Source organism: Paenibacillus sp. FSL P4-0184 (assembly GCF_038004625.1).
Classification (GTDB): domain Bacteria; phylum Bacillota; class Bacilli; order Paenibacillales; family Paenibacillaceae; genus Paenibacillus_AQ.
In genome coordinates, this window is record NZ_JBBORN010000001.1 from 4,558,312 (window position 1) to 4,577,133 (window position 18,822).

16 protein-coding genes are annotated in these 18,822 nt (G+C 41.7%); 13 read left to right on the forward strand and 3 right to left on the reverse strand.

The annotated features are described in order from the left end of the window. Positions 1-376 precede the first annotated feature (376 nt). Positions 377-2,371: a serine hydrolase gene (locus tag MKY52_RS20035; RefSeq protein ID WP_341053028.1), complete on the forward strand. Its 1,995-nt coding sequence runs from the start codon at positions 377-379 to the stop codon at positions 2,369-2,371. Between the two features lie 222 nt (positions 2,372-2,593). Here MKY52_RS20035 and MKY52_RS20040 read toward each other — a convergent pair whose 3' ends face one another. After that, complete coding sequence (locus MKY52_RS20040; RefSeq protein WP_341053030.1) at positions 2,594-3,772, reverse strand: MFS transporter; 1,179 nt, start codon at positions 3,770-3,772, stop codon at positions 2,594-2,596. A gap of 124 nt (positions 3,773-3,896) precedes the next feature. Between MKY52_RS20040 and MKY52_RS20045 the strand changes: the two genes are divergently transcribed. The 9 genes from MKY52_RS20045 to MKY52_RS20085 all read left to right on the forward strand — a co-directional run bounded on the left by MKY52_RS20045 (position 3,897) and on the right by MKY52_RS20085 (position 10,673). Further along, positions 3,897-4,475 (forward strand): TetR/AcrR family transcriptional regulator, encoded by a 579-nt coding sequence (locus MKY52_RS20045; protein WP_341053031.1) that lies wholly within the window; start codon positions 3,897-3,899, stop codon positions 4,473-4,475. Positions 4,476-4,618: 143 nt separating this feature from the next. Further along, positions 4,619-5,218: a short chain dehydrogenase gene (locus MKY52_RS20050; RefSeq protein WP_068585996.1), complete on the forward strand. Its 600-nt coding sequence runs from the start codon at positions 4,619-4,621 to the stop codon at positions 5,216-5,218. A gap of 99 nt (positions 5,219-5,317) precedes the next feature. Continuing rightward, positions 5,318-5,479: a hypothetical protein gene (locus MKY52_RS20055; RefSeq protein ID WP_341053035.1), complete on the forward strand. Its 162-nt coding sequence runs from the start codon at positions 5,318-5,320 to the stop codon at positions 5,477-5,479. 863 nt (positions 5,480-6,342) lie between these two features. Next, on the forward strand, positions 6,343-6,972 hold the full coding sequence (locus tag MKY52_RS20060) for a TetR/AcrR family transcriptional regulator (RefSeq protein ID WP_341053037.1): 630 nt from the start codon (positions 6,343-6,345) through the stop codon (positions 6,970-6,972). Between the two features lie 175 nt (positions 6,973-7,147). Further along, entirely contained in the window at positions 7,148-7,405 is a 258-nt protein-coding gene (locus MKY52_RS20065) for a hypothetical protein (RefSeq protein WP_341053039.1), read from the forward strand. Continuing rightward, the gene (locus MKY52_RS20070; protein WP_341053040.1) at positions 7,402-7,944 is read left to right on the forward strand and encodes an alpha/beta hydrolase; all 543 of its coding nucleotides are present in this window, start codon (positions 7,402-7,404) and stop codon (positions 7,942-7,944) included. The genes MKY52_RS20065 and MKY52_RS20070 overlap by 4 nt, the downstream gene beginning before the upstream one ends. 562 nt (positions 7,945-8,506) lie before the next feature. Beyond that, a complete protein-coding gene (locus MKY52_RS20075) occupies positions 8,507-8,977 on the forward strand; it encodes a hypothetical protein (RefSeq protein WP_341053042.1) in 471 nt (156 codons plus the stop codon). A 361-nt stretch (positions 8,978-9,338) separates the two neighbouring features. Then, positions 9,339-9,944 (forward strand): YkoP family protein, encoded by a 606-nt coding sequence (locus MKY52_RS20080; RefSeq protein ID WP_445670999.1) that lies wholly within the window; start codon positions 9,339-9,341, stop codon positions 9,942-9,944. Between the two features lie 78 nt (positions 9,945-10,022). Next, positions 10,023-10,673: a polysaccharide deacetylase family protein gene (locus MKY52_RS20085; protein ID WP_445671026.1), complete on the forward strand. Its 651-nt coding sequence runs from the start codon at positions 10,023-10,025 to the stop codon at positions 10,671-10,673. 21 nt (positions 10,674-10,694) lie between these two features. Here MKY52_RS20085 and MKY52_RS20090 read toward each other — a convergent pair whose 3' ends face one another. Next, entirely contained in the window at positions 10,695-11,534 is an 840-nt protein-coding gene (locus tag MKY52_RS20090) for an AraC family transcriptional regulator (RefSeq protein ID WP_341053043.1), read from the reverse strand. A gap of 271 nt (positions 11,535-11,805) precedes the next feature. Here MKY52_RS20090 and MKY52_RS20095 point away from each other — a divergent pair, with 271 nt between their 5' ends. Together MKY52_RS20095 and MKY52_RS20100 are read left to right on the forward strand one after the other, a co-directional pair. After that, a complete protein-coding gene (locus MKY52_RS20095; protein WP_445671027.1) occupies positions 11,806-12,678 on the forward strand; it encodes a chitosanase in 873 nt (290 codons plus the stop codon). Between the two features lie 89 nt (positions 12,679-12,767). Beyond that, positions 12,768-15,356, forward strand: coding sequence for a metallophosphoesterase (locus MKY52_RS20100; protein WP_341053046.1), 2,589 nt, complete (start codon positions 12,768-12,770; stop codon positions 15,354-15,356). A 99-nt stretch (positions 15,357-15,455) separates the two neighbouring features. Here the strand turns inward: MKY52_RS20100 and MKY52_RS20105 are convergent, their stop codons facing one another. Further along, a complete protein-coding gene (locus tag MKY52_RS20105; protein WP_445671028.1) occupies positions 15,456-16,745 on the reverse strand; it encodes a lytic polysaccharide monooxygenase in 1,290 nt (429 codons plus the stop codon). A gap of 709 nt (positions 16,746-17,454) precedes the next feature. Here MKY52_RS20105 and MKY52_RS20110 point away from each other — a divergent pair. Beyond that, positions 17,455-18,780, forward strand: coding sequence for a glycosyltransferase (locus MKY52_RS20110; protein WP_341053048.1), 1,326 nt, complete (start codon positions 17,455-17,457; stop codon positions 18,778-18,780). The last annotated feature ends 42 nt before the right edge of the window (positions 18,781-18,822 follow it).

Genomic DNA, 18,822 nt, shown 5'->3' on the forward strand with positions numbered 1-18,822 from the left:
GAACGGCTATGCGAAAGACGTTCATATCCATAAATGATTCCAAATCTATCGAACGTGACAAGAATGTAACATTTCCTCTCCTGCTTGTCATATGAATCAAACGACAGTACCTGGTATGAAAAATATACTAAGTGTATAAGAATTGCCTGTTAAATCTGGCTTGGTTAACCCTGTCTTAGGTCTGAATACAGTTGCAGTTCTTCGAATATGGTTGTTGGTTTTACCAAGTTCAAATGAAATGAAAGTAAGGAGAGGATTTTAATTGAATAAAAATAAGAAGAGAACTCACCGCATGATCGGCATCCTGACGGCTCTACTGACGATTAGCCTCGCTGCAGAAACAAGCACGTACGCTCAGCAGCCGCCTGAATCGAACGTGACTGCCTCCGTCAAACACCTGGCCTCATTCAGCAGTACCGCCCATCCGCTGTTGGAAAGCGCGGCCTCGAAAGATAATACAAGCGGGCCGCGTGAAGCGAAGGAAGTTGAGGCGTTTCTGGACGCTTTTTTTGCCAAGGATGCCATAAAGAAAAAGGCAGGGGCCGTTACGGTATCCGTCGTTCAGGATGGAAAAGTGCTTGTATCCAAAGGCTACGGTGTAACCGACCAAACGTCGAAGTCGCCGGTAGACGCAAGCCGGACCACTTTCCGGGTCGCCTCGGTATCCAAAGTATTTACCGCTGCGGCTATCATGCAACTCGTCGAACAGGGGAAGATTTCACTGCAAGACAATATTGAAGAGTATTTGGACGGTTACAAATTAACCAATCCCTTTGATGTACCGGTTACGATAGAGAATTTGTTAACGCATACGAGTGGTTTTGAAGTGCGTGAACCTTCAGAAGCTAGTTTTTTGACCGATGCTTCCCAAAAGCCGATCGCGCTCAAAGAAAGCATATTCGATCTGCTCCCGCCGGTCATTCGCAAGCCCGGAACGTCATACATGTACGATAACTTCGCATCAAGGCTGCTAGGATACATTGTCCAACAGGCAAGCGGTGAGCCTTTTGGGAGCTATATGAAAAAACATCTGTTTCAACCGCTCGGTATGACTTCAAGCGATTTTAACCTGACTAAGGAGTTGGCTGGACGATTGGCAACTTCTTACGATGCAGAGGGCAGTGCCATCCCGGTGTTCAATTTTTCGCCGAGCGAGTGGCCGGAGGGCAGCATGGTTTCGACAGCCTCCGATATGGCGCTGTTTATGAAAGCTTTCCTTAGCGATGGTCGGGCGGACGACGGAACTGTTATCCTATCACCTGAATCGGTCAAGGCAATGTCGACCTACCATATAGCCATTCATCCGGATTTGCCTGATATGACATATGGCTTTGAATCGCCTTATTTTCCATACAAAACGAACGGCGAAGACGTAATCTCCAAAGGCGGCGACATTCTTGGCTTCAGTTCATTGCTATGGTTTCTGCCCGACCGCAAAACGGGTGTCTTCGTTTCTTACAATGCGAATCAGGATTTGCGTGACGACTTATTTATCGCCTTTTTGGATCATTACTACGACGGTCGTGATTCAACATTCGGGCCAGAGGGCTTCAAGCCGCAGTCCGAGGAGGTTCTCGCCAAGTTCGTAGGTTTGTATTCCGATTTACGAATCAAATTACTGACGAGAGTCGAAATGTCAGGCAACAGCACTCTGATTGTAAGTGACCATATAGGGGGCCGTCATGAGCTGAAACAGGTGGATGATTTGCTGTTCATTGATGAACAGGGCAAGCCGCTTGCATTCAAGTTGGATGCCGACGGCCGTATCATTTATTTAAAATACTCTAATGTATACAGTTATTCGGCCAAAATACCGGAGAAACCGGTAGGGTTTCCGGATGTATTGGCAGATCATCCTTATGCGAGCTACATTCTCGGACTGAAGTCGCTCGGCTATTTGAAGGATGATCCGACAAAGCCGTTTCAACCTCTGCAAGTCGTCACCCGCGGAGAGTTTATCCATGCTTTTAACGCGATGTGGAGTATCCCGGAATCCGCAAACCCGTCCGCTTTTAAGGATGTTGAGAATTCTCCGTTTCGAAAAGATATTCAAGCGGCAGTCGAATCCGGCTTGCTGCAGGGAACGGGGGAAGGCTTGTTCAAACCAGACTGTCCTATCCGCCGCGAAGATGCAGCCACTATCGTGTTTCGCTTACTAGCGGGATCGGGGATTAGGGTGCCAGATTCCACGGCTGCGCTCGCGCCCGGCACGTCGAAATGGGCAGTCGATGCTGTCAGCTCTGCTGTTATCTGGAAGCTTCATGGGCCGGAAGTGACCGAATCGAATGGCATGATTGACTATGGTTCGCGGCGGGCGCTAAATAAACAGGAACTGGCGGCGCTGCTGTTCACGATGCTTCTTCCAGAATAAGTAATCAGGCATATGTTATTTGAGGGGGCGATTATTTGCCCCTCTTTTTTCTTTTTGATCGGAATAACATTTCAATCGATCTTTTATCGTGGAAAGAACGGTGGAATGCCAAGCTGAGGTGGTATGATGGAGAAAGTTATGGATCGATTGCTTTATTATCGGAATTTACGAAGCAATCACGGGAAGGAGACTTTGCGGTTATGGCGTCACGAAACGAGATTTTTATTGAATCGTCTCTTTTACTGGAAATTTTGCCATCAACCTTGTGCCCCAGAAAATTGCAGCAGAAAAAGCTAAACTACAAGTTAGAAAGAGAGGTATAATACTTCCGCCGGAATACAACATGGTACCAATCATCGGCCCTGATGCCATGCCAAGATAACGGATGAGATTGTACACTCCAATAGCCGTAGCCCTCTCCTCTGGAAATAGCTCCGTAAGAAGGGTGATAGGTATAGAGCCTGTCAAGCCCATAAAAAATCCAAAAAGACAAACATCTATAATAAGGAATGAAAGAGAGATTTGAGCAGTAAAAGCAAATAAAATAACGGATAATGCATGAAGTGAAAATCCGTAAATCAGGCTTTTTCGAGCGCCAAATTGATTTAACATCCACCCCCCAAGCTTAATGCTGATAATGGTAGAGAGGGACATTGCGAGCAGTATTATACCGGTCTTTGCAGGTTGAAAAGAGTAAGTTTTGCTCAATATTTGCGGTACAAAGGTCAAATAAATAAAATAGACCATAAATTGAAAAAATCCAAAGATTAAGATGGTTACACTCATCGGATTCTTAAAGATTAAAAAAAAATTCTGAGCGCTGTTATGTTTCGAGCCGGAGAATTCAGGTTTTGTCTCAGGCAATAGGATAAGGTTAGCTATTAAAAGTAAAATGCTGATTGCTGCCAAAAACAAAAAGGTTGCTCCATAACCAAATCGCTCCCCAATTACACCTCCAATTAATGGCCCGATCGCAGGAGCAAGCATTAATAATAATTGGTAAGTAGCCATGCCTTGTGAAAGTGCTTTTCCACGAAATATATCGCCTATTATAGCAGCTGCTACAACTGGAACTGCGGCTGCACCAATTCCCTGAAGAACACGAAAGAATAGCAAAAAACCAATAGATGGCGAGTAAGCACAACCGATAGAAGAAACAATATACACAATAATGGAGGGAATGAGAACGGCTTTTCTCCCTCTTTTATCAGCTAAGGGTCCGAATATCATCTGCATGATTGCTAAGGCTAATGTAAACAAAGAAACGGATAGACTAACCAAATAGCTCGTTGTATGCAGCTCTTCTTGAACTTGTAGAAGCAATGGATTGTATAAGTTTTGTCCCAATGAGGCAACAAAAGCACTAAAACCTATTAAATACAAAATAACACGTAATTTCATAATAACCCTCCTCAATATATGACTGACTACAAGTCAGTAAAACGTATCTTACAACATTGACTTTGAGTCAGTCAATAATTAAAATAAAATTTGAATGATGACAATAGCCGAAAGAAGGATATAAATGGCCAGAATATCCAAAAATCCTGAGGTGCGAAAAGCGGAAATTATGGATGCTTCTTTAGAACTGTTTGCTAATAAAGGATTTGAAGATACAGCAGTAAGTGATATCGTCAAAAAAATTGGTGTGGCGCAAGGAACATTTTATTATTATTTTAAAACTAAAGAAGAGATTATGATTGCGCTTATTGATCGTTTTATGGTCGAACATGAGGAGTATATTAATACCATTGATGAGGATTTACATTTGTCACCTGCTGAAAAGGTAAATGCTATTTTATTTGTAAAGCCTTTTCACCAAAATGTTTCAGATTTTCTTCACCATGAAAATAATGCTTGGATTCATCAAAAATTTCTCGTTAAAAAAATTAATGAAATGACTCCATACTTGTCCCGAATTTTGGCTGAGGGAACTAAAGAAGGATTTTTTAAAGTTGAACATGCACAAGAAACTGCTGAATTTTTACTAACCGCAGTTAATTTCATGTTAGATCCAGGTATCTTCGAGTTGGAGGATAGTAAGCTGGAAGAAAAAAAGAATGTGGTGAAAAATATAGTTAAAAATTTAGTGATAAAAGACTGATTACATCAAAGTAGGGTAAATAAGCAATACAATCCCGTCAAGGGATTAATACTACCTTTGAAAATGTGTTCGCGAGGAAGCAAACTTCTTGATATACAAACAATCACATAAATCTATACATGCTGTATAGGGAGGGTTTTAAAATGAGAATTCTTATAATAGGCGCAACGGGTACAATTGGAAGTGCTGTTCGTAGTGAATTGGCATCGCGGCATGAAATTATTTCGGCTGGACGAAATGGAGCGGATATTTCTGTTGATATTACATCCTCCGAAAGCATCACAACAATGTATCAGGCAGTAGGCAAAGTGGATGCAGTTATTAGTACAACAGGGAGTGCCTATTTTGGATCTCTTCTTGAACTGACTCCAGAAAACAATGAAATTGCTATTCAAAGCAAATTAAAAGGACAAATAAATCTCGTCTTACTTGGACTTAATCATGTGAATGATCAAGGTAGCTTTACTTTGACAACAGGGATTATTATGGATGATCCAATAGTGGGTGGGGTATCATCCGCGATGGCTGGTGGAGCTATTAGAGGTTTCGTTCAGTCGGCGGCAATTGAGATGCCTCGTGGGATACGTATAAACAATGTGAGCCCTAATGTTTTAGTGGAATCAATGAAAAAGTATGGTCCATATTTTCCTGGCTTTGAGCCTGTGCCTGCTAGCAGGGTAGCACAAGCTTTCCGAAAAAGCGTCGAAGGTGCTCAAACAGGGCAAACTTATACTGTTTATTGAGAGGTTCAGCAAGATTTTTATCCTTTTGGTGTTTAGCCATTTTACTTCGTTGCACAGTTGAACTCCCATGAGTGCTACCCATATAGGGTGCGACATTCTGTGATCACCGTGGTGGTTGGAGTCAGACTAACGGTTGGGCTCTATGGCACGATAGTTTATCGACCTTCTTCGCCAGCCGTCCAAACAGTATGGACAGAGGTATCCATGTTCATCCTCTGTGGTGCAGCCCTTTCTTGGGCTGCATGTATGGCTAACGGATAACAATAGTGGAGGAGCTTGCTACGCAGCAGCTCCTCTTTTGTTTCTTGAAATAACGAGCAACGCCTAATTTTCGTATGTTCTTAAAATAAATTATCTTTTTGCATGAACGAATAGCCCCGGTAGTCAGTTCCCTATTATACGTTTTACTGTTTGAAGTTTAAACTAACTAGTGTATTTGTAGAACTATACGGAGGTTCTGGGTTTTTATTATAGAAAGCGACGTGTTCGCCGGGAAATTCAAATGGTTAACAGTTGTCTCACCCGAAGGACCGGATGATGTTGAGTTACTTCTTAAACCACACGACAACGCAGCTGCGAAGACATACCAAGAAGGGCATCCGGGGATTGGAAAGTCTATGTAACTACTAGGGATGGACACTCTATCAACATAAATGTAAAAGCTGAACAGTACTAAATAAATACTGTTAATAAAGGGCCATATCAAAATGAGGAATCCCCTGCGGTTGAGCTAACGGTAGTTCTGTCGAAATAAGCCTATTTTCTTATCTATTGGTTATTCAACCTGTCATTGATGAGATGTTCGCGTGAATCAATTATAAATTATTTCCAGATTATAGTATGGAGCTGAAACTGCTGCGTACTTTATACATTTATACCTTTGGGAAATCTGCTGAAATACTTAAAGAAGTTGGAGCGTTTACTCGTACTAAGTAATATTAAAAAACAAGCCGGAGCGCATGTTGGGCAGCGCTCTGGCTTGTTTTTATTTGTGAAGTTTCATCCTGCTCGTACGTAAGATAAATTCACTCTTGCTAAAAAACGAAATTAAGGATGTATTATTAATTAAATAACCGATCATTTAATTAATTGATTAAGTTTAGTTTAAAGAGAGGGGAATACATTTGGCAAGACCCATTAATGAAGAAAAAAGACTGGAGCGGCGTAAACGTATCCTAAAAGAAGCTGTTGTCCTGTTCGCAGAAAGTGGATATTCTAACACCACAACGGCTATCATTGCGCAGAGTGTGGGAGTGACTCCTGGAACCATTTTTCAATACTTCCCTAGCAAAGAAGCTTTATTCTACGCCGCTGTCCTAGAGCCGCTTGCTGATATTCAGGTGAAATCGCTTGCTTGTCTACAACAAGAGGGGACGCCGGGCGTATTGATTAAGAACATGGTGGAAGAACAATTCAATCATATCTACTTCTATACCAATGAACTGCGGCTTGCTCAATCTGTCTTAGGACAACGAATAAGATTCCCTGAACTTACACAGAAGGTCCTTGAAAGTATAAAGGAAATGACAGATGCGATCGAATGCGTCTATGCCAAGGGGCAGTTAATGGGAGAATTCAACAAAAGCTTTTCTCCAGCAATGATCTCTCGTGCCTATATCTCTTTCTTAAATGGAGTGGCCTTAACGCTTGGAGAAAGTATTCTTCATCATCCCGAGTGGGAAAATCTGAAGGGGCATGCCTTTTATTTGTTCGCACCCACACAACCTAAAGAAAAACTGGAGAAGTCTGAATGAGTAAAACATCAATACAACCCGATCTGACATTTAACGTTCGTGTGAAAAACGGAAGAAAATTTTATGGAGCCTAGGGATCGTACTTTTCCTTGTGATCGCTCTTGTGTTTTTTATATCTTATAAAGTAGTAGACACCTTGTTACACCACCCTAGAGACACTAATGTCAGCTACGGATTGAATATCGATAAAACTCCCTACGAAGAGGTCGAGTTCAAGAGTTTGAAAAATGATAATACGATTAAAGGTACCTTCTTTCCTGTAAGTGGCCTTTCTGATAAAGAAAGTAATAAAACGATTATTGTCGTCCATGGATATACGAGCAATCGTTTAGTCAAAGGGCGGACACAAAAGTTAGTAGAGCATTTCGTTCCGAAAGGCTATAATGTATTGGCATTTGACCTCAGTTCGCAAGGTAATCCGATGGTGATTTGATTACACTGGGCCTCAATGAAAAATACGATTTGCTAGGAGCTGTAAGCTATTTAAAATCCAGAGACCATACGGGTGATAACATTGGAGTTATCGGCTTTTCAATGGGTGCTGCTACTTCTTTGCTAGCCACAAGTGAAAGTGATGACATCAAAGCCGTAATTGCGGATAGTCCTTTTCGTAATGCTGGTCTATTTCTCAGAGAGGGTTTGCCCTTCTTTTCAGGTTTACCTGCGTTTCCATTCAGTTATACATCGACATGGATGGCAAATTGGGCCTTTAAGGTTGATCTTGATTCCATATCTCCTATGGATGCGGTAAAAAAGATGCAAGACAAGCCAGTTATGCTCATTCATGGTACTGGAGATCAGCAAATTAGTTATAAAAATACAGAAGTTATTTACGAATCCTTAAAAGATAACCCAAGTGCAGAAGTATGGTACCCGCAAAATACGGAGCATATCGATGCCATCAATCATTACCCCACTGAATATTTCCAAAGAGTAGATCGCTTTATGGATACCTATATAGGAAAAGAGTAGAAACGACATGAAAGCCGGTGTTCCTTATAGTAGGGAAAAACCGGCTTTTCTGCTATCACTTGATAAAATGATTTAGTAATTCGTATAGTGTAGTTTGATTATTTATATAAGAGGATATAGCATCACTAGCCGTATAGTATCTCTCGCATATATGGCGAAGGTGATCGTATTAAGACTGTAGCTCTTGAACACTCTGAGACTGGTGAAATAGAACAAATTGAAGTCGATGAAGTGATCGTGAGTCATGGATTTGATCGTGATTTTGGGGATTTACTGAAATGGGGTTTAGACAAAGAAGACTATGGTGTGTCTGTTGATCCGCGGATGCGAACAAGTATCCCTGGGATTTTCGGAGCTGGTGTTTCTTCTCATAACGCTCTTTTTTTGAAAAAAACAAAGCCATTGGAAACGAGGGTCGCAGAAACCTCAATGTCATAGAGTCCTAATAGGAGGCATTTTTATATGAAGACAAGCAATTAATTAGGGTTCAGGTATTTCTAAGTTATTGTATAATAATACCATGTGTATAATGTTTTGATCTTTGGGGAGTTGAGTAGCTGTTATGTTGCGAAAATTACTAATTGTTTTGATATTGAATGTAATTAGCATTTTAGCTGTAGACAGGATGACTTTTAAATATAGTTCTGGCGAGAGTATTTCAGGGAATGGAAATCCAGGTTTTATCGCATTGGCTGTAGGATTATTTTTGTTCATTATTTTATTATTCTATGTAGGTGTTTTAATTATGGGTTTCAATAGTAAGAGCAGAAGCAAACTCGTTAATATTACACTCCCAGTAACCTCCATACTTATTTTAGGAATAATGATCATGGGAGAATCATCTAAAATTCGTTCGTTATCTAAAAATCTCAATGGATTTACTAACAATAAAGACTCGGTAGTGTATCGTTTCGGTTGGATTAACCAATATACAAATAACCTGTTTTTTAATGGGTACATTTTTTTCGCCGGTGTGGCACTAACGGTTTTTATCGTTTGGGTAGTGACTTGGAGTTTTAGGTCTAAGTTATAAAATAATGTTTAAATGCCCCACGACAACTAAAAAAGTACCTAATAGAATAGTCAAGGAAAAGTTGCTTCATCTATTGCATATCTTCATAATCCTGTGAATAGCTTTCCGTTATGAGAAAACTGGATACCCAAAATGTAGATCCTAATCAAAATGGTTGTACAAAAATTTGTTTTGCTATACGCGCAGAGAAATTCCGGAGAATAGCGTCAAATAGAAGTAGACGTTAAAAAGATTTAATTTGGTTCATTATGTTCCTTGTTGCAGTCGAACAGTTCTTAAGCTTTTTGTAAGAATCGGATAAGAAAAAAGAAAGTTCCGTTATGTACAATGTATGAAATGAGAGACTATAACCGTATTAAGGATGGTGGATGAGTTGGGTTTCAAAATACGTAAAACCACAGTGCAATCCGTCTGGATGATGTGGGAAAAAGCTTTTGCGTTGCTTTCACATTTTCGCGGATCGCATAAGTCGAGTTTTGGTATATGTACCGTGATGCTAAAAAAACACCGGGGACAGCCAATTGTATGCCAGGACGCCACGGTCATCAACCAGGGTGAGTGGGTGGGAGAGCTCCACCTCGACAATGAAAGAATCCTGAAGTTGATCCAGTCCGAAGGATCGGATCGTGCAGCACTCCAAACGGCTCGCATGCTGCGCAAATCAATGCAACAAATCAATGAAGCCTTCGAATCGCAGTCCGAGTTCAGGCAGGTCAAGGCTTTATTGGGGATTACACTGCTCCATCGGGGATTAACACACGGTCTTGGTTTTGAACAACAAAATATAAAGTCCGGTGTTTTTGAACGCATCACCACCTTTTATCTTCGATTGCTGCTGTCTGCTATGCATCCGGAAGGGAGACAAAGAATCAGTCGGCGAACCGAACAACTGGTCCCGATGTTACTGATTCATTCACGGGCCTCACTGAAGAATCGCTTCTCACCCGGACAGAACTATTCTGGATAAGTCTTAAGCTTGTTATATGGAGGTGTAATTATTCTTACATATCTTATAGGAGGAATACTATGTACCGCCACTCTTTACATGTTTATTCCGAGTTTGATTACGCGAGTGAGCGGCTTTGGTGTCTTTCGCAAAGGAACGGTAAAAAAACAGGTGGCATTCACTTTTGACGATGGGCCACATCCGAAATATACGCCGATATTGCTGGATTTATTGAAGTTGCATCAAGTGAAGGCTACTTTTTTCGTGCTAGGATCGCGAGCGGAGCAGTATCCAGACCTGATCAGAAGAATGGATCGGGAAGGCCATCAGATTGGCATCCATAATTATTGTCATACCTCTAACTGGCTGATGCTGCCCCGTACTATTAGGCGAGAACATCTGGACCGCTCCGCTGATATTATAGAGTCTATTGTCGGGACTAGGCCCGATCATTACCGTCCACCCTGGGGATTAATCAATCTATTTGATTTCTTTCGATACAAACAGTATCGAATTGTTCTATGGTCGCTGAAGGCAGGCGACTGGAACACCCGGGTCTGTCAAACCCGGATGCAGGCCACTCTGTTAGGTGGAATCACCGATGGCTCCGTTGTTTTACTTCACGACAGTGGTGAGACTGTGGGCGCGGACCGGCATGCTCCTTATTTTATGCTGCAAGCTTTAGAGGAAGTGCTAAACCAACTGCAGGCAAGAAACATGCAATTTGTTCGCCTTGACGAAATGTCTTGACGTATTCCAGTGTTTTTGCTGTTAAGTCTTAAATTGTTTGCGGAAGCAGAGCGGCGAGATGCCCATCATTAATTTGAAGGTTCGTCCAAAATGGGAGGTATTATCAAACCCTACCATTCCCGCAATTTCAGTAACATTAAAAGAAGAGCCAACCAGCAAATCACGCGCTTCTTTAATGCGGATGTTATTGATATATTCAATGAAGCTGAACCCGGTGGCTTCTTTAAAAGTTCGGCATAGGTAGGAAGAGCTTATGTCGAATTTCCGTGAAATCTCACAGAGCTTAAGCGGTTCCATATAATGTTGATTTACATAATTAACGATGTCCAGGACTTTCTTATGTGTACGATTGGATTCTACCAATGGGGCTACACGGCTGTCAAATAGTTTACGATTAAGATAGAGGAGCAACTCCACCAATAATAGTTGTTGGTACTGTTCATATCCGCGGGCTTGCTTCTTCCCCTCCTGAATCATCTTCTGAAAAAGCTGTTCGATGAAATACTGATCCTTCCCGGTCATCTTCAAAGCGCGGTAATCACTTTTGAACAACTCGAGTAGTTCCTCACATTGACCGCCGGTGCAGAAATGCTGCAGGAATTCTTTTTTAAACAGCAGTGTAACCCGTTCATACATATTGCATCCAGAATTGACCAGTTTGTGCATTTCATGAATATCCATAAATAGCAACGTACCGCCCGCAACCTGGTAGGTTCTGTCCCCTATAAAATAATAAAAATCCCCGGATATTAAATACAGAATCTCATATGCATCATGATAGTGTCTTGAAGGCATGCTGGTGTATACCTGTTTCTTGCGGCTGATCTCAAAAAGAGTAGACTCATAAAATACCGGTTTCATTCAGCACCTCCTAAGAGGATTGTAGACTTAATCTAGGGGTTGTAGCAATATATGTATAAAAATTAATAATTACAAGAAAATACGTGCTGTTTGGACAAACTTTTTGAGATAAGCTTAAATTGAATTACCAAGTGTTGGAAAAAGGAGGGCTGTCATGCTCAGATAGGTTGGGGATAAGTTTCGCTGCCACTAAAAGTTAAAGCGCTTAAACTATTTGATAAAAGGAGAGATTGCGGTGCTTAATTCAACGAATAGTAAGGTTTCCAAGAAGATGAAATTTTCATTGTTGATCCTGCTCAGTTTTTCAATGATTTTTTCTTATGGCTATCTGTCCAGTGCATCTCAACAGAAAAGTTATGCGGCAGGGAACCCTGATTCTAATTTCTCACCGGCAACACTTCAATTCTTGCGCGACAACACAGGTCTGGATGGTGAGCAGTGGAATAATATTATGATCCTTGTCAACAAACCGGAGCAGGACGATCTGAACTGGATCAATTTTTACGGATATTGTGAAGATATTGATGATGACCGTGGGTATACGATTGGAATATTCGGTGCGACTACAGGCGGCTCAAATGATACCGGTCCCGACGGTCCGGATCTGTTCAAGGCATATGATGCTGCCAAAGGCGCGAGTAATCCTTCGGTTAAAGGCGCATTGGCCCGGATCGGTGTCAAGGGCTCGATGAAAGGGAAGATTCTCGAAATCAATGAAAGCGAAGAGAGCTTCTGCAGAAAAATCGGCAATTTGCAAAATGATCCCGAGTGGAGAGAGGCTATGTGGAAAACGTTCTACAATATCTACATTAAATACAGTGTGGAGCAGGCCCGCAATCGCGGCTTTAACTCGGCATTAACTATTGGTTCCTTCGTGGATGCAGCGCTGAACCATGGAGCTACCGGCGGTTCCGAGACTCTTCAAGGGCTTTTGGGTAAATCAGGAAGCAGCACGGATGAGAAGACTTTCATGACCAAGTTCTATAAAGAACGGACCAAGATTGTAGATACTAATGAGTATAACGATCCGCCAAACGGCAAGAACCGTGTGAAGCAGTGGAGCAATTTACTGAACATGGGTGAGACAGACCTGAAGAACGCAGATTCGGCAATCCTACAAGTCACCGACTGGGAACTTCAATAAGAGGATTGTAAGGGTAGACAGAACCGCCGTTCTTCTCGGTGACGGCGGTTCGATGATAAGTGAGATTAATGAAGAGGGAGATGGGTCGAATGGATAACCACCAATCTTATCTCAAAAACAGATTTCCCAAGGTAATCAGTCTAATGGTTATAGGTTTGCTGCTTGTCATGGAGTTGACCGGTTTTGTTTCAGCAGGAAGGGAGGGGAATGAGGAAGATCTTGCTAGCGAAGTAACTGCAGCTCAGGAAACAATTGCCCAGTGGATTTTTAAAGACAAAGGCGAGAACGGGGTATTTCCAGCTACAAGCGGGGTATATCAAACGGCTTCATCCATTCGTGATGTAGGAACAAATACGGATGCATACACCTATGAGCCCAGTGAGAACAGCGTACGCAACCAGGGCTGGCATGAAGGAACGGGCACTAAATACTGGCTTGCCACGCTTTCTACCCAAGGCTTCGAAGGTATTTTCCTCTCTTCACAGCAAACTTCTTCAAGTACAGGACCTAGGGATTTTAAGGTGCAATACAGTATAGATCAGCAGGAATGGACAGATGTTGCGGGCGGCAACCTTGTTCTAGCCCAGAACAATTTTAATTGTTCCAATAATTCCTGCAAATTAACGAACCTCGCATTGCCTGCGGGAACTAACAATCAAAATGTACTCTATATCCGCTGGGTGGTTAACTCTACGAAAAGCGTAAGCGGGGGAACAGTGTCCAGCTCAGGCTCAAGTAGAATCAAAGATGTAGTAATTAAAGGAACACGTAGCAGCGGCGAACCTGGGGACACTCCCACACTTGAGGTAAGCAAAACTCCCGCTTCAGGGGCTGCAGATGTTTCCCTTAATGCAGAGATCACTGTGAAGTTTAATAAAGCCATCAGTCTCGACAGTGGTTATCAAGTTGTAATCACAGAAAACAATGTTCCTCTTAACAACATTTCTGCTTCGCTCCTCGGTCAAGACTCGGTTAAAGTCAGCCACCCTAATTTTATTGCCGGCAAAACTTATAAAGTGACCATGCCAAAAGAGCTTGTTAAGGGGGCTACGGATGGCCGGGCACCGGAGAACGATATTACCTGGAGCTTTAAGACGAAGTCACCGGATACCGGCAACAAAACACCAACACTGCTGAACATGACTTTTAATGGGGACCCAAAGACAAGTATCGCCTTTGACTGGTATACAGCCGAAACCGTCAGAGGTACAGTAGTGCAAGTGGTGGAGGCCTCCAATGCGGGAGGAAGCGAGTTCCCGGAACAACTGGCAACTTCTTATGAGGGCAGCTCAACAGTTATTGAAACCTTAATGACATCAGGAGACAGAAGTTCCAAGAAGTATAAAAAGTTCGCCAGCCACAAGCTTATTGCAAGCGGTCTTATGCCTGGAACTAAGTATATCTACCGGGCCGGTAACGGTGATGCAGACGGCTGGAGCGAGGCGGGTTCTTTTACCACGGACCAGGCGGATAATCAGGATTTCCATTTCCTCTACGTAACCGACACCCAAGGCTCAAGTAAATCGAATTTCGATCTGTGGCAGGATACTTTTAAGAGAGCTATTGAGAAAACGGTAGATCCCAAGTTTGTTCTTCTTACAGGGGATCTAACGGATGACGGTGATCTGGAGCAGCTGTGGCAGTGGTTCTTGGGTGTGCCGAAAAAAGAATTTGCCAATGTGCCATTTGCACCGATTATCGGCAACCATGAGATAGAGGATTATCCGAATAATAACTTCTATAACCATTTTAATCTTCCAAAAGATGTCGGGACGGGTGCTCATGACGGGTCGGTATATGCTTTCGAATACGGCGATGCCCTGTTTATGCAGATCAATTCCCAGTACGAAGGAGAGGTCAAGCCGTACAAAGCAGATATTCAGTTCACGAAGCAATTGGAATGGATGCGGAATCAGGTTGCAAAGACAGATAAAAAGTGGAAATTCGTCTCTATGCATAAGGGAGCTTATTCCTCAGGGGATAATGCTTCGGCAGAAAGCGACCGGGTAGAATTTTACCGGAAATATCTGATTCCTGTATTTGATGAGCTGGGTGTGGATATGGTGTTTGAGGGACATGACCATATGTATATGAGGTCTTTTCAAATGCTGAATAACGTTCCGATTAAGAATGTCATTACGGATGAGCAAGGAAATGTGCTGAATCCCAAAGGGACCGTGTATCTAATGGGTAACTCGGCCGCTTCGAAATTCTATGCTATTAATCCAGACGCAGACACTTTTTTTGCAGCAAAAAATGATCAGCCCAACAAGAAAATGTTCGTGGATGTTTCCATTACAAACGATGTGCTGAAATTTACATCCTACACAGCAGTTAAAGATAAACCCCTTGCCGTCTATGATGCTTACAGTATTAAGCGGACTGACGTCAAACCCGGCATTGTCGAAAATCCAAGCGCAGTAAGACAGTCAGAGAACCGTGCAGTTCTTTCGTGGAAAGCACCAACAAATAGCCCTGAGCCGGTGCGAGGTTACCGGATTTACGAGAAGAATGATAAAGTCAGCACGAATTGGAGCGTATATGTGCCGGCGGTAAGCGGTCAGACGAGTTACAGCTATACATTAAACGGCATAGATTCTGCTAAAGCCTACAATTTCGTTATTAAAGCAGTGGGGACAAGAAATAATTCGCTTCCAGCAGAGGTAGGAATGCAATGAATCCTCAATTGTATTAAAAAGCAAAAAAACCACGAGGTACAGATTCATTGTATCTCGTGGTTTTACCCGATTTAGGAATTTGATGTTTGTATTACATCATTACTTCAACAACCATAGCGCCGGGGAATTGGCAGGCTCCCAACTGGTTAGCGATGTATGGGCTTGACGACATTCATACACAGAACCATTATAGGTTACCAACGCACCGACTGTGTAAGAGGTATTAGGTGCCCAAGCTGGGGTTGTAGACGCTGTCGCGGTTGTTCCATTGATGGTGCTGGCCGCTGATTGATTGTCTGCGGCGTCGAAGGCATATACACTGAACGTATATGTTGTGCCTGCACTAAGACCTGTTACTGTATAATCCGTTGTGGCTCCAGGTACAGTGGTGATTAATGTCGTTCCTCTATAAATACGGTAGCCTGTAACACCAACATTATCCGTTGACGGATTCCACATTAACTGAATGCTGGAGGATGTTGGGGTCCCCATAACATGTAAGCCGCCGGGGGCTGTTGGTGCTTCCGTATCATTACCGACGGGTGCATTGGTGGTAACACTGACGGAATTGCTTCCATTTGAGACATTGCCAGCAGCGTCTCTTGCCTTGACACTAAAGGTATAGGCAGTATTCGCGGTTAATCCAGATACGGTGTAATTTAATGTTGTGCCGGATACGGTAGCAACCAAAGAAGATCCGTTAAATACTTGGTACCCTGTTACACCGGTATTATCCGTGGATGCGTTCCAGGCCAATGAAACGCTGGTGGATGTTTTTGCAGTTGCCGTCAAAGCTGCTGGCGCGGAAGGAGCTTGGGTATCGACAGGGTTGCTTCCGCTAAAGTTGACATCAATGACATTATAGAAGGCGTTCGGAGTATCTGCGACTTCCCACACAGCCAAGATGACGTGGTATCCACTACGTTCCGGAACGTTAAACGTGTCTGAGTAAGAGAAGGGTGGCTGTACACCTCCATAATTCACCGAATAGAAAGGAGTCAGGTCGAATGAGTCCCGAGTAAGAGCGGCATTAGGATTCCAGTTGGGCTTTGTAATATAGTATTTCCAGCTTGCCGTCGAATGAGCGGCAGTCAGTTTCCAAGTGAAAGTATTTTGTCCAGCAGATATGTTGACTTTAGACCAGCGTGTAGCCGATTGTTCATCAAGCTTAGGAAAAGCTCCGTTAGCGCTTGCAATCTTCCCGTCTGCTGGCCCTGCAGCAGGGAACCCCTTAGGGGCCTCTAGACTTTGGGGCTCATAAACAATCGGGCCACAATCTGTATTTTGTCCGGATTTACAGAGTGCTGCCCTGCTAGCAGGTCCTTCAACATAGCCGTGAGAAAAGGACCTTTCCGGGAATAACATTACAACCAATGAAAAAATCAACATGATACTCCCATAAGCTAGAAACTTTGCCGAAGGTGAATGAGAAATGCGAATAAATGACATTTGATTCCTCCTCTTTTAATGAAATATGCACTGCGAATGAATGATGCATTCAGACCCGAACGTCTTATCTCAATTACAACTCCTTTCTTTGTTGAACGTATTTATATAAACTCATAAAGAGCTCATATATCGACATGAAAGGTAGAGAAAAAGGTGTGTAGGGCTAAATTCATTGAATGATAACAAATGTTGTAACACCATAGTGATTATATGCAAAAAAATGGTATTTGTCTACCAAAAATAGAAAGAATATGATATTTTTAGAATGAAATATCTTCTCCTGAACCCGATCTACATTCCCCCCTATCTTCCCATTTGATTCCTGGAATCTGAAAAATTCATTTAGAATTATGATCAAACGACAAATATATTATTTTCTTAATTTCTCTCTCTCTTTTTTTCTTTTTCTTTTTTTGTGATGAAAAATGAAAACTACTGTATGTAAAATAAAGCGGTAAATTATATATTATTCAGAAAATTACAATAACAACGCTTTCAAAGGTTGCTATTTTTGGTTTTATTTACTATTATTAGTTGGAATTACTTACAAAGGATGTAAGTAATTGATATTAGTGTGGAATTAACTGTCTGGAGAACAGTTCAATTCATAGAATTATAAGCTTTAAGATAGATAAAAAGGAGTGAGGAGATGCAATACTTTTTTTATTTGTCAACCTTCATTTTTATTGGGTTTCAAATTCTTTACACAGTCATCCCTTTGTTTTTCAGTAAAGTTAAAAAGTTGAATAATGATTGTGATGAAAAATCGATTTCCGTTTTAGTTCCTGCTTATAACGAGGAGCTCACCATTAAGAATTGTATAGATGCAATGGAGGGCTTAAATTACAGTAACTATGAAGTCATCATTATTAATGATGGTTCAAAGGATCAGACGTTTCAAAAATTAAATGAGCTATTGGACTTATCCATAAGTGACAGAGAAGCAGAGTGTAAGCTTTCATACGCTGCTATTAAAGGAATTTATTATTCGGAGAAATATGAAAACATATTTGTAATTGATAAATTCAATGGCGGAAAGGCAGATTCTCTCAACGCCGGCATCGATTGTGCGAGTTCTGATATTGTTATTACGCTGGATGCGGATAGCATGCTGGAAATAAACTCGCTTAAATATGTAAGTCAATATTTTCAAGATGATAAGATCATCGCTTTAGGTGGTACGGTGAAGATCGTACAGGGCGCTGAGAAAAGGAACGGAGTTATCCAAGATAAATTTACTGGGAAAGGTATTATAAAAAGCCAAGTCATCAGTTACATCCATGGATTTTATGTTAGAAAGCTAACACAATCCGTTTTTAATTCAATTGTCGTTATTTCAGGCGCATTTGGTGCTTTTTATAAGAGTATATTGGTGGACGTTAACGGGTTTAGAAGTACCGTAGGCGAAGATATTGATATTACCTTAAAAATTCACGAGTTCATTAAAGCGAATAACTTGAATAAGAAGCTCGTCTACGCGCCAGAAGCCGTATGCTACACGGAATGCCCAGAAAACTTAAGTAACTTTTATAAACAAAGAATACGCTGGCAAAAAGCTTTTGTAGATTGCATATTAATCTATTGGTCTAAATTATCGCGAAAGTTTAGCGTTGGCGTCAGTCTCTTTTTTGCTATTGATGGTTTTATCCTAGGTACAGTAACAGCATTTACAAGCGTTTTTTATCTTATACAATCGCTCTTTCTGGGTACCAATTTATTTCAGGCCATTATTCTCTTGTTGTCTGTTATCGTCATTAATGCGCTGCAAATCGGGATTTCTCTCTATTTATGCAAAAAATATGGCAGCAATTATTCAGTTAAAGATTATTTTAGGATGTTTTTGTTTAGCCAAGTTGAATTACTAACCTATCGAAATCTGCTGCTTTATATGAATATCGTAGGCACGTTTAAATACTTTGATAATGACGAGGGCTGGGGATTCGTTGAGAGAAAAGGTGTATCAAGTATCAGCTAGTCTCCAACTGAAACTATCAGCAAACTACTTATCAGGAGGTAT

Excerpts from the sequence above, each read along its gene's own strand:
- MKY52_RS20040 (WP_341053030.1), bottom strand. The coding sequence starts at position 3,772 with ATGAAATTACGTGTTATTTTGTATTTAATAGGTTTTAGTGCTTTTGTT.
- MKY52_RS20045 (WP_341053031.1), top strand. The coding sequence starts at position 3,897 with ATGGCCAGAATATCCAAAAATCCTGAGGTGCGAAAAGCGGAAATTATG.
- MKY52_RS20050 (WP_068585996.1), top strand. The coding sequence starts at position 4,619 with ATGAGAATTCTTATAATAGGCGCAACGGGTACAATTGGAAGTGCTGTT.
- MKY52_RS20075 (WP_341053042.1), top strand. The coding sequence starts at position 8,507 with ATGTTGCGAAAATTACTAATTGTTTTGATATTGAATGTAATTAGCATT.
- MKY52_RS20080 (WP_445670999.1), top strand. The coding sequence starts at position 9,339 with ATGGTGGATGAGTTGGGTTTCAAAATACGTAAAACCACAGTGCAATCC.
- MKY52_RS20085 (WP_445671026.1), top strand. The coding sequence starts at position 10,023 with ATGTTTATTCCGAGTTTGATTACGCGAGTGAGCGGCTTTGGTGTCTTT.
- MKY52_RS20090 (WP_341053043.1), bottom strand. The coding sequence starts at position 11,534 with ATGAAACCGGTATTTTATGAGTCTACTCTTTTTGAGATCAGCCGCAAG.
- MKY52_RS20095 (WP_445671027.1), top strand. The coding sequence starts at position 11,806 with ATGAAATTTTCATTGTTGATCCTGCTCAGTTTTTCAATGATTTTTTCT.
- MKY52_RS20100 (WP_341053046.1), top strand. The coding sequence starts at position 12,768 with ATGGATAACCACCAATCTTATCTCAAAAACAGATTTCCCAAGGTAATC.
- MKY52_RS20105 (WP_445671028.1), bottom strand. The coding sequence starts at position 16,745 with ATGTTGATTTTTTCATTGGTTGTAATGTTATTCCCGGAAAGGTCCTTT.
- MKY52_RS20110 (WP_341053048.1), top strand. The coding sequence starts at position 17,455 with ATGCAATACTTTTTTTATTTGTCAACCTTCATTTTTATTGGGTTTCAA.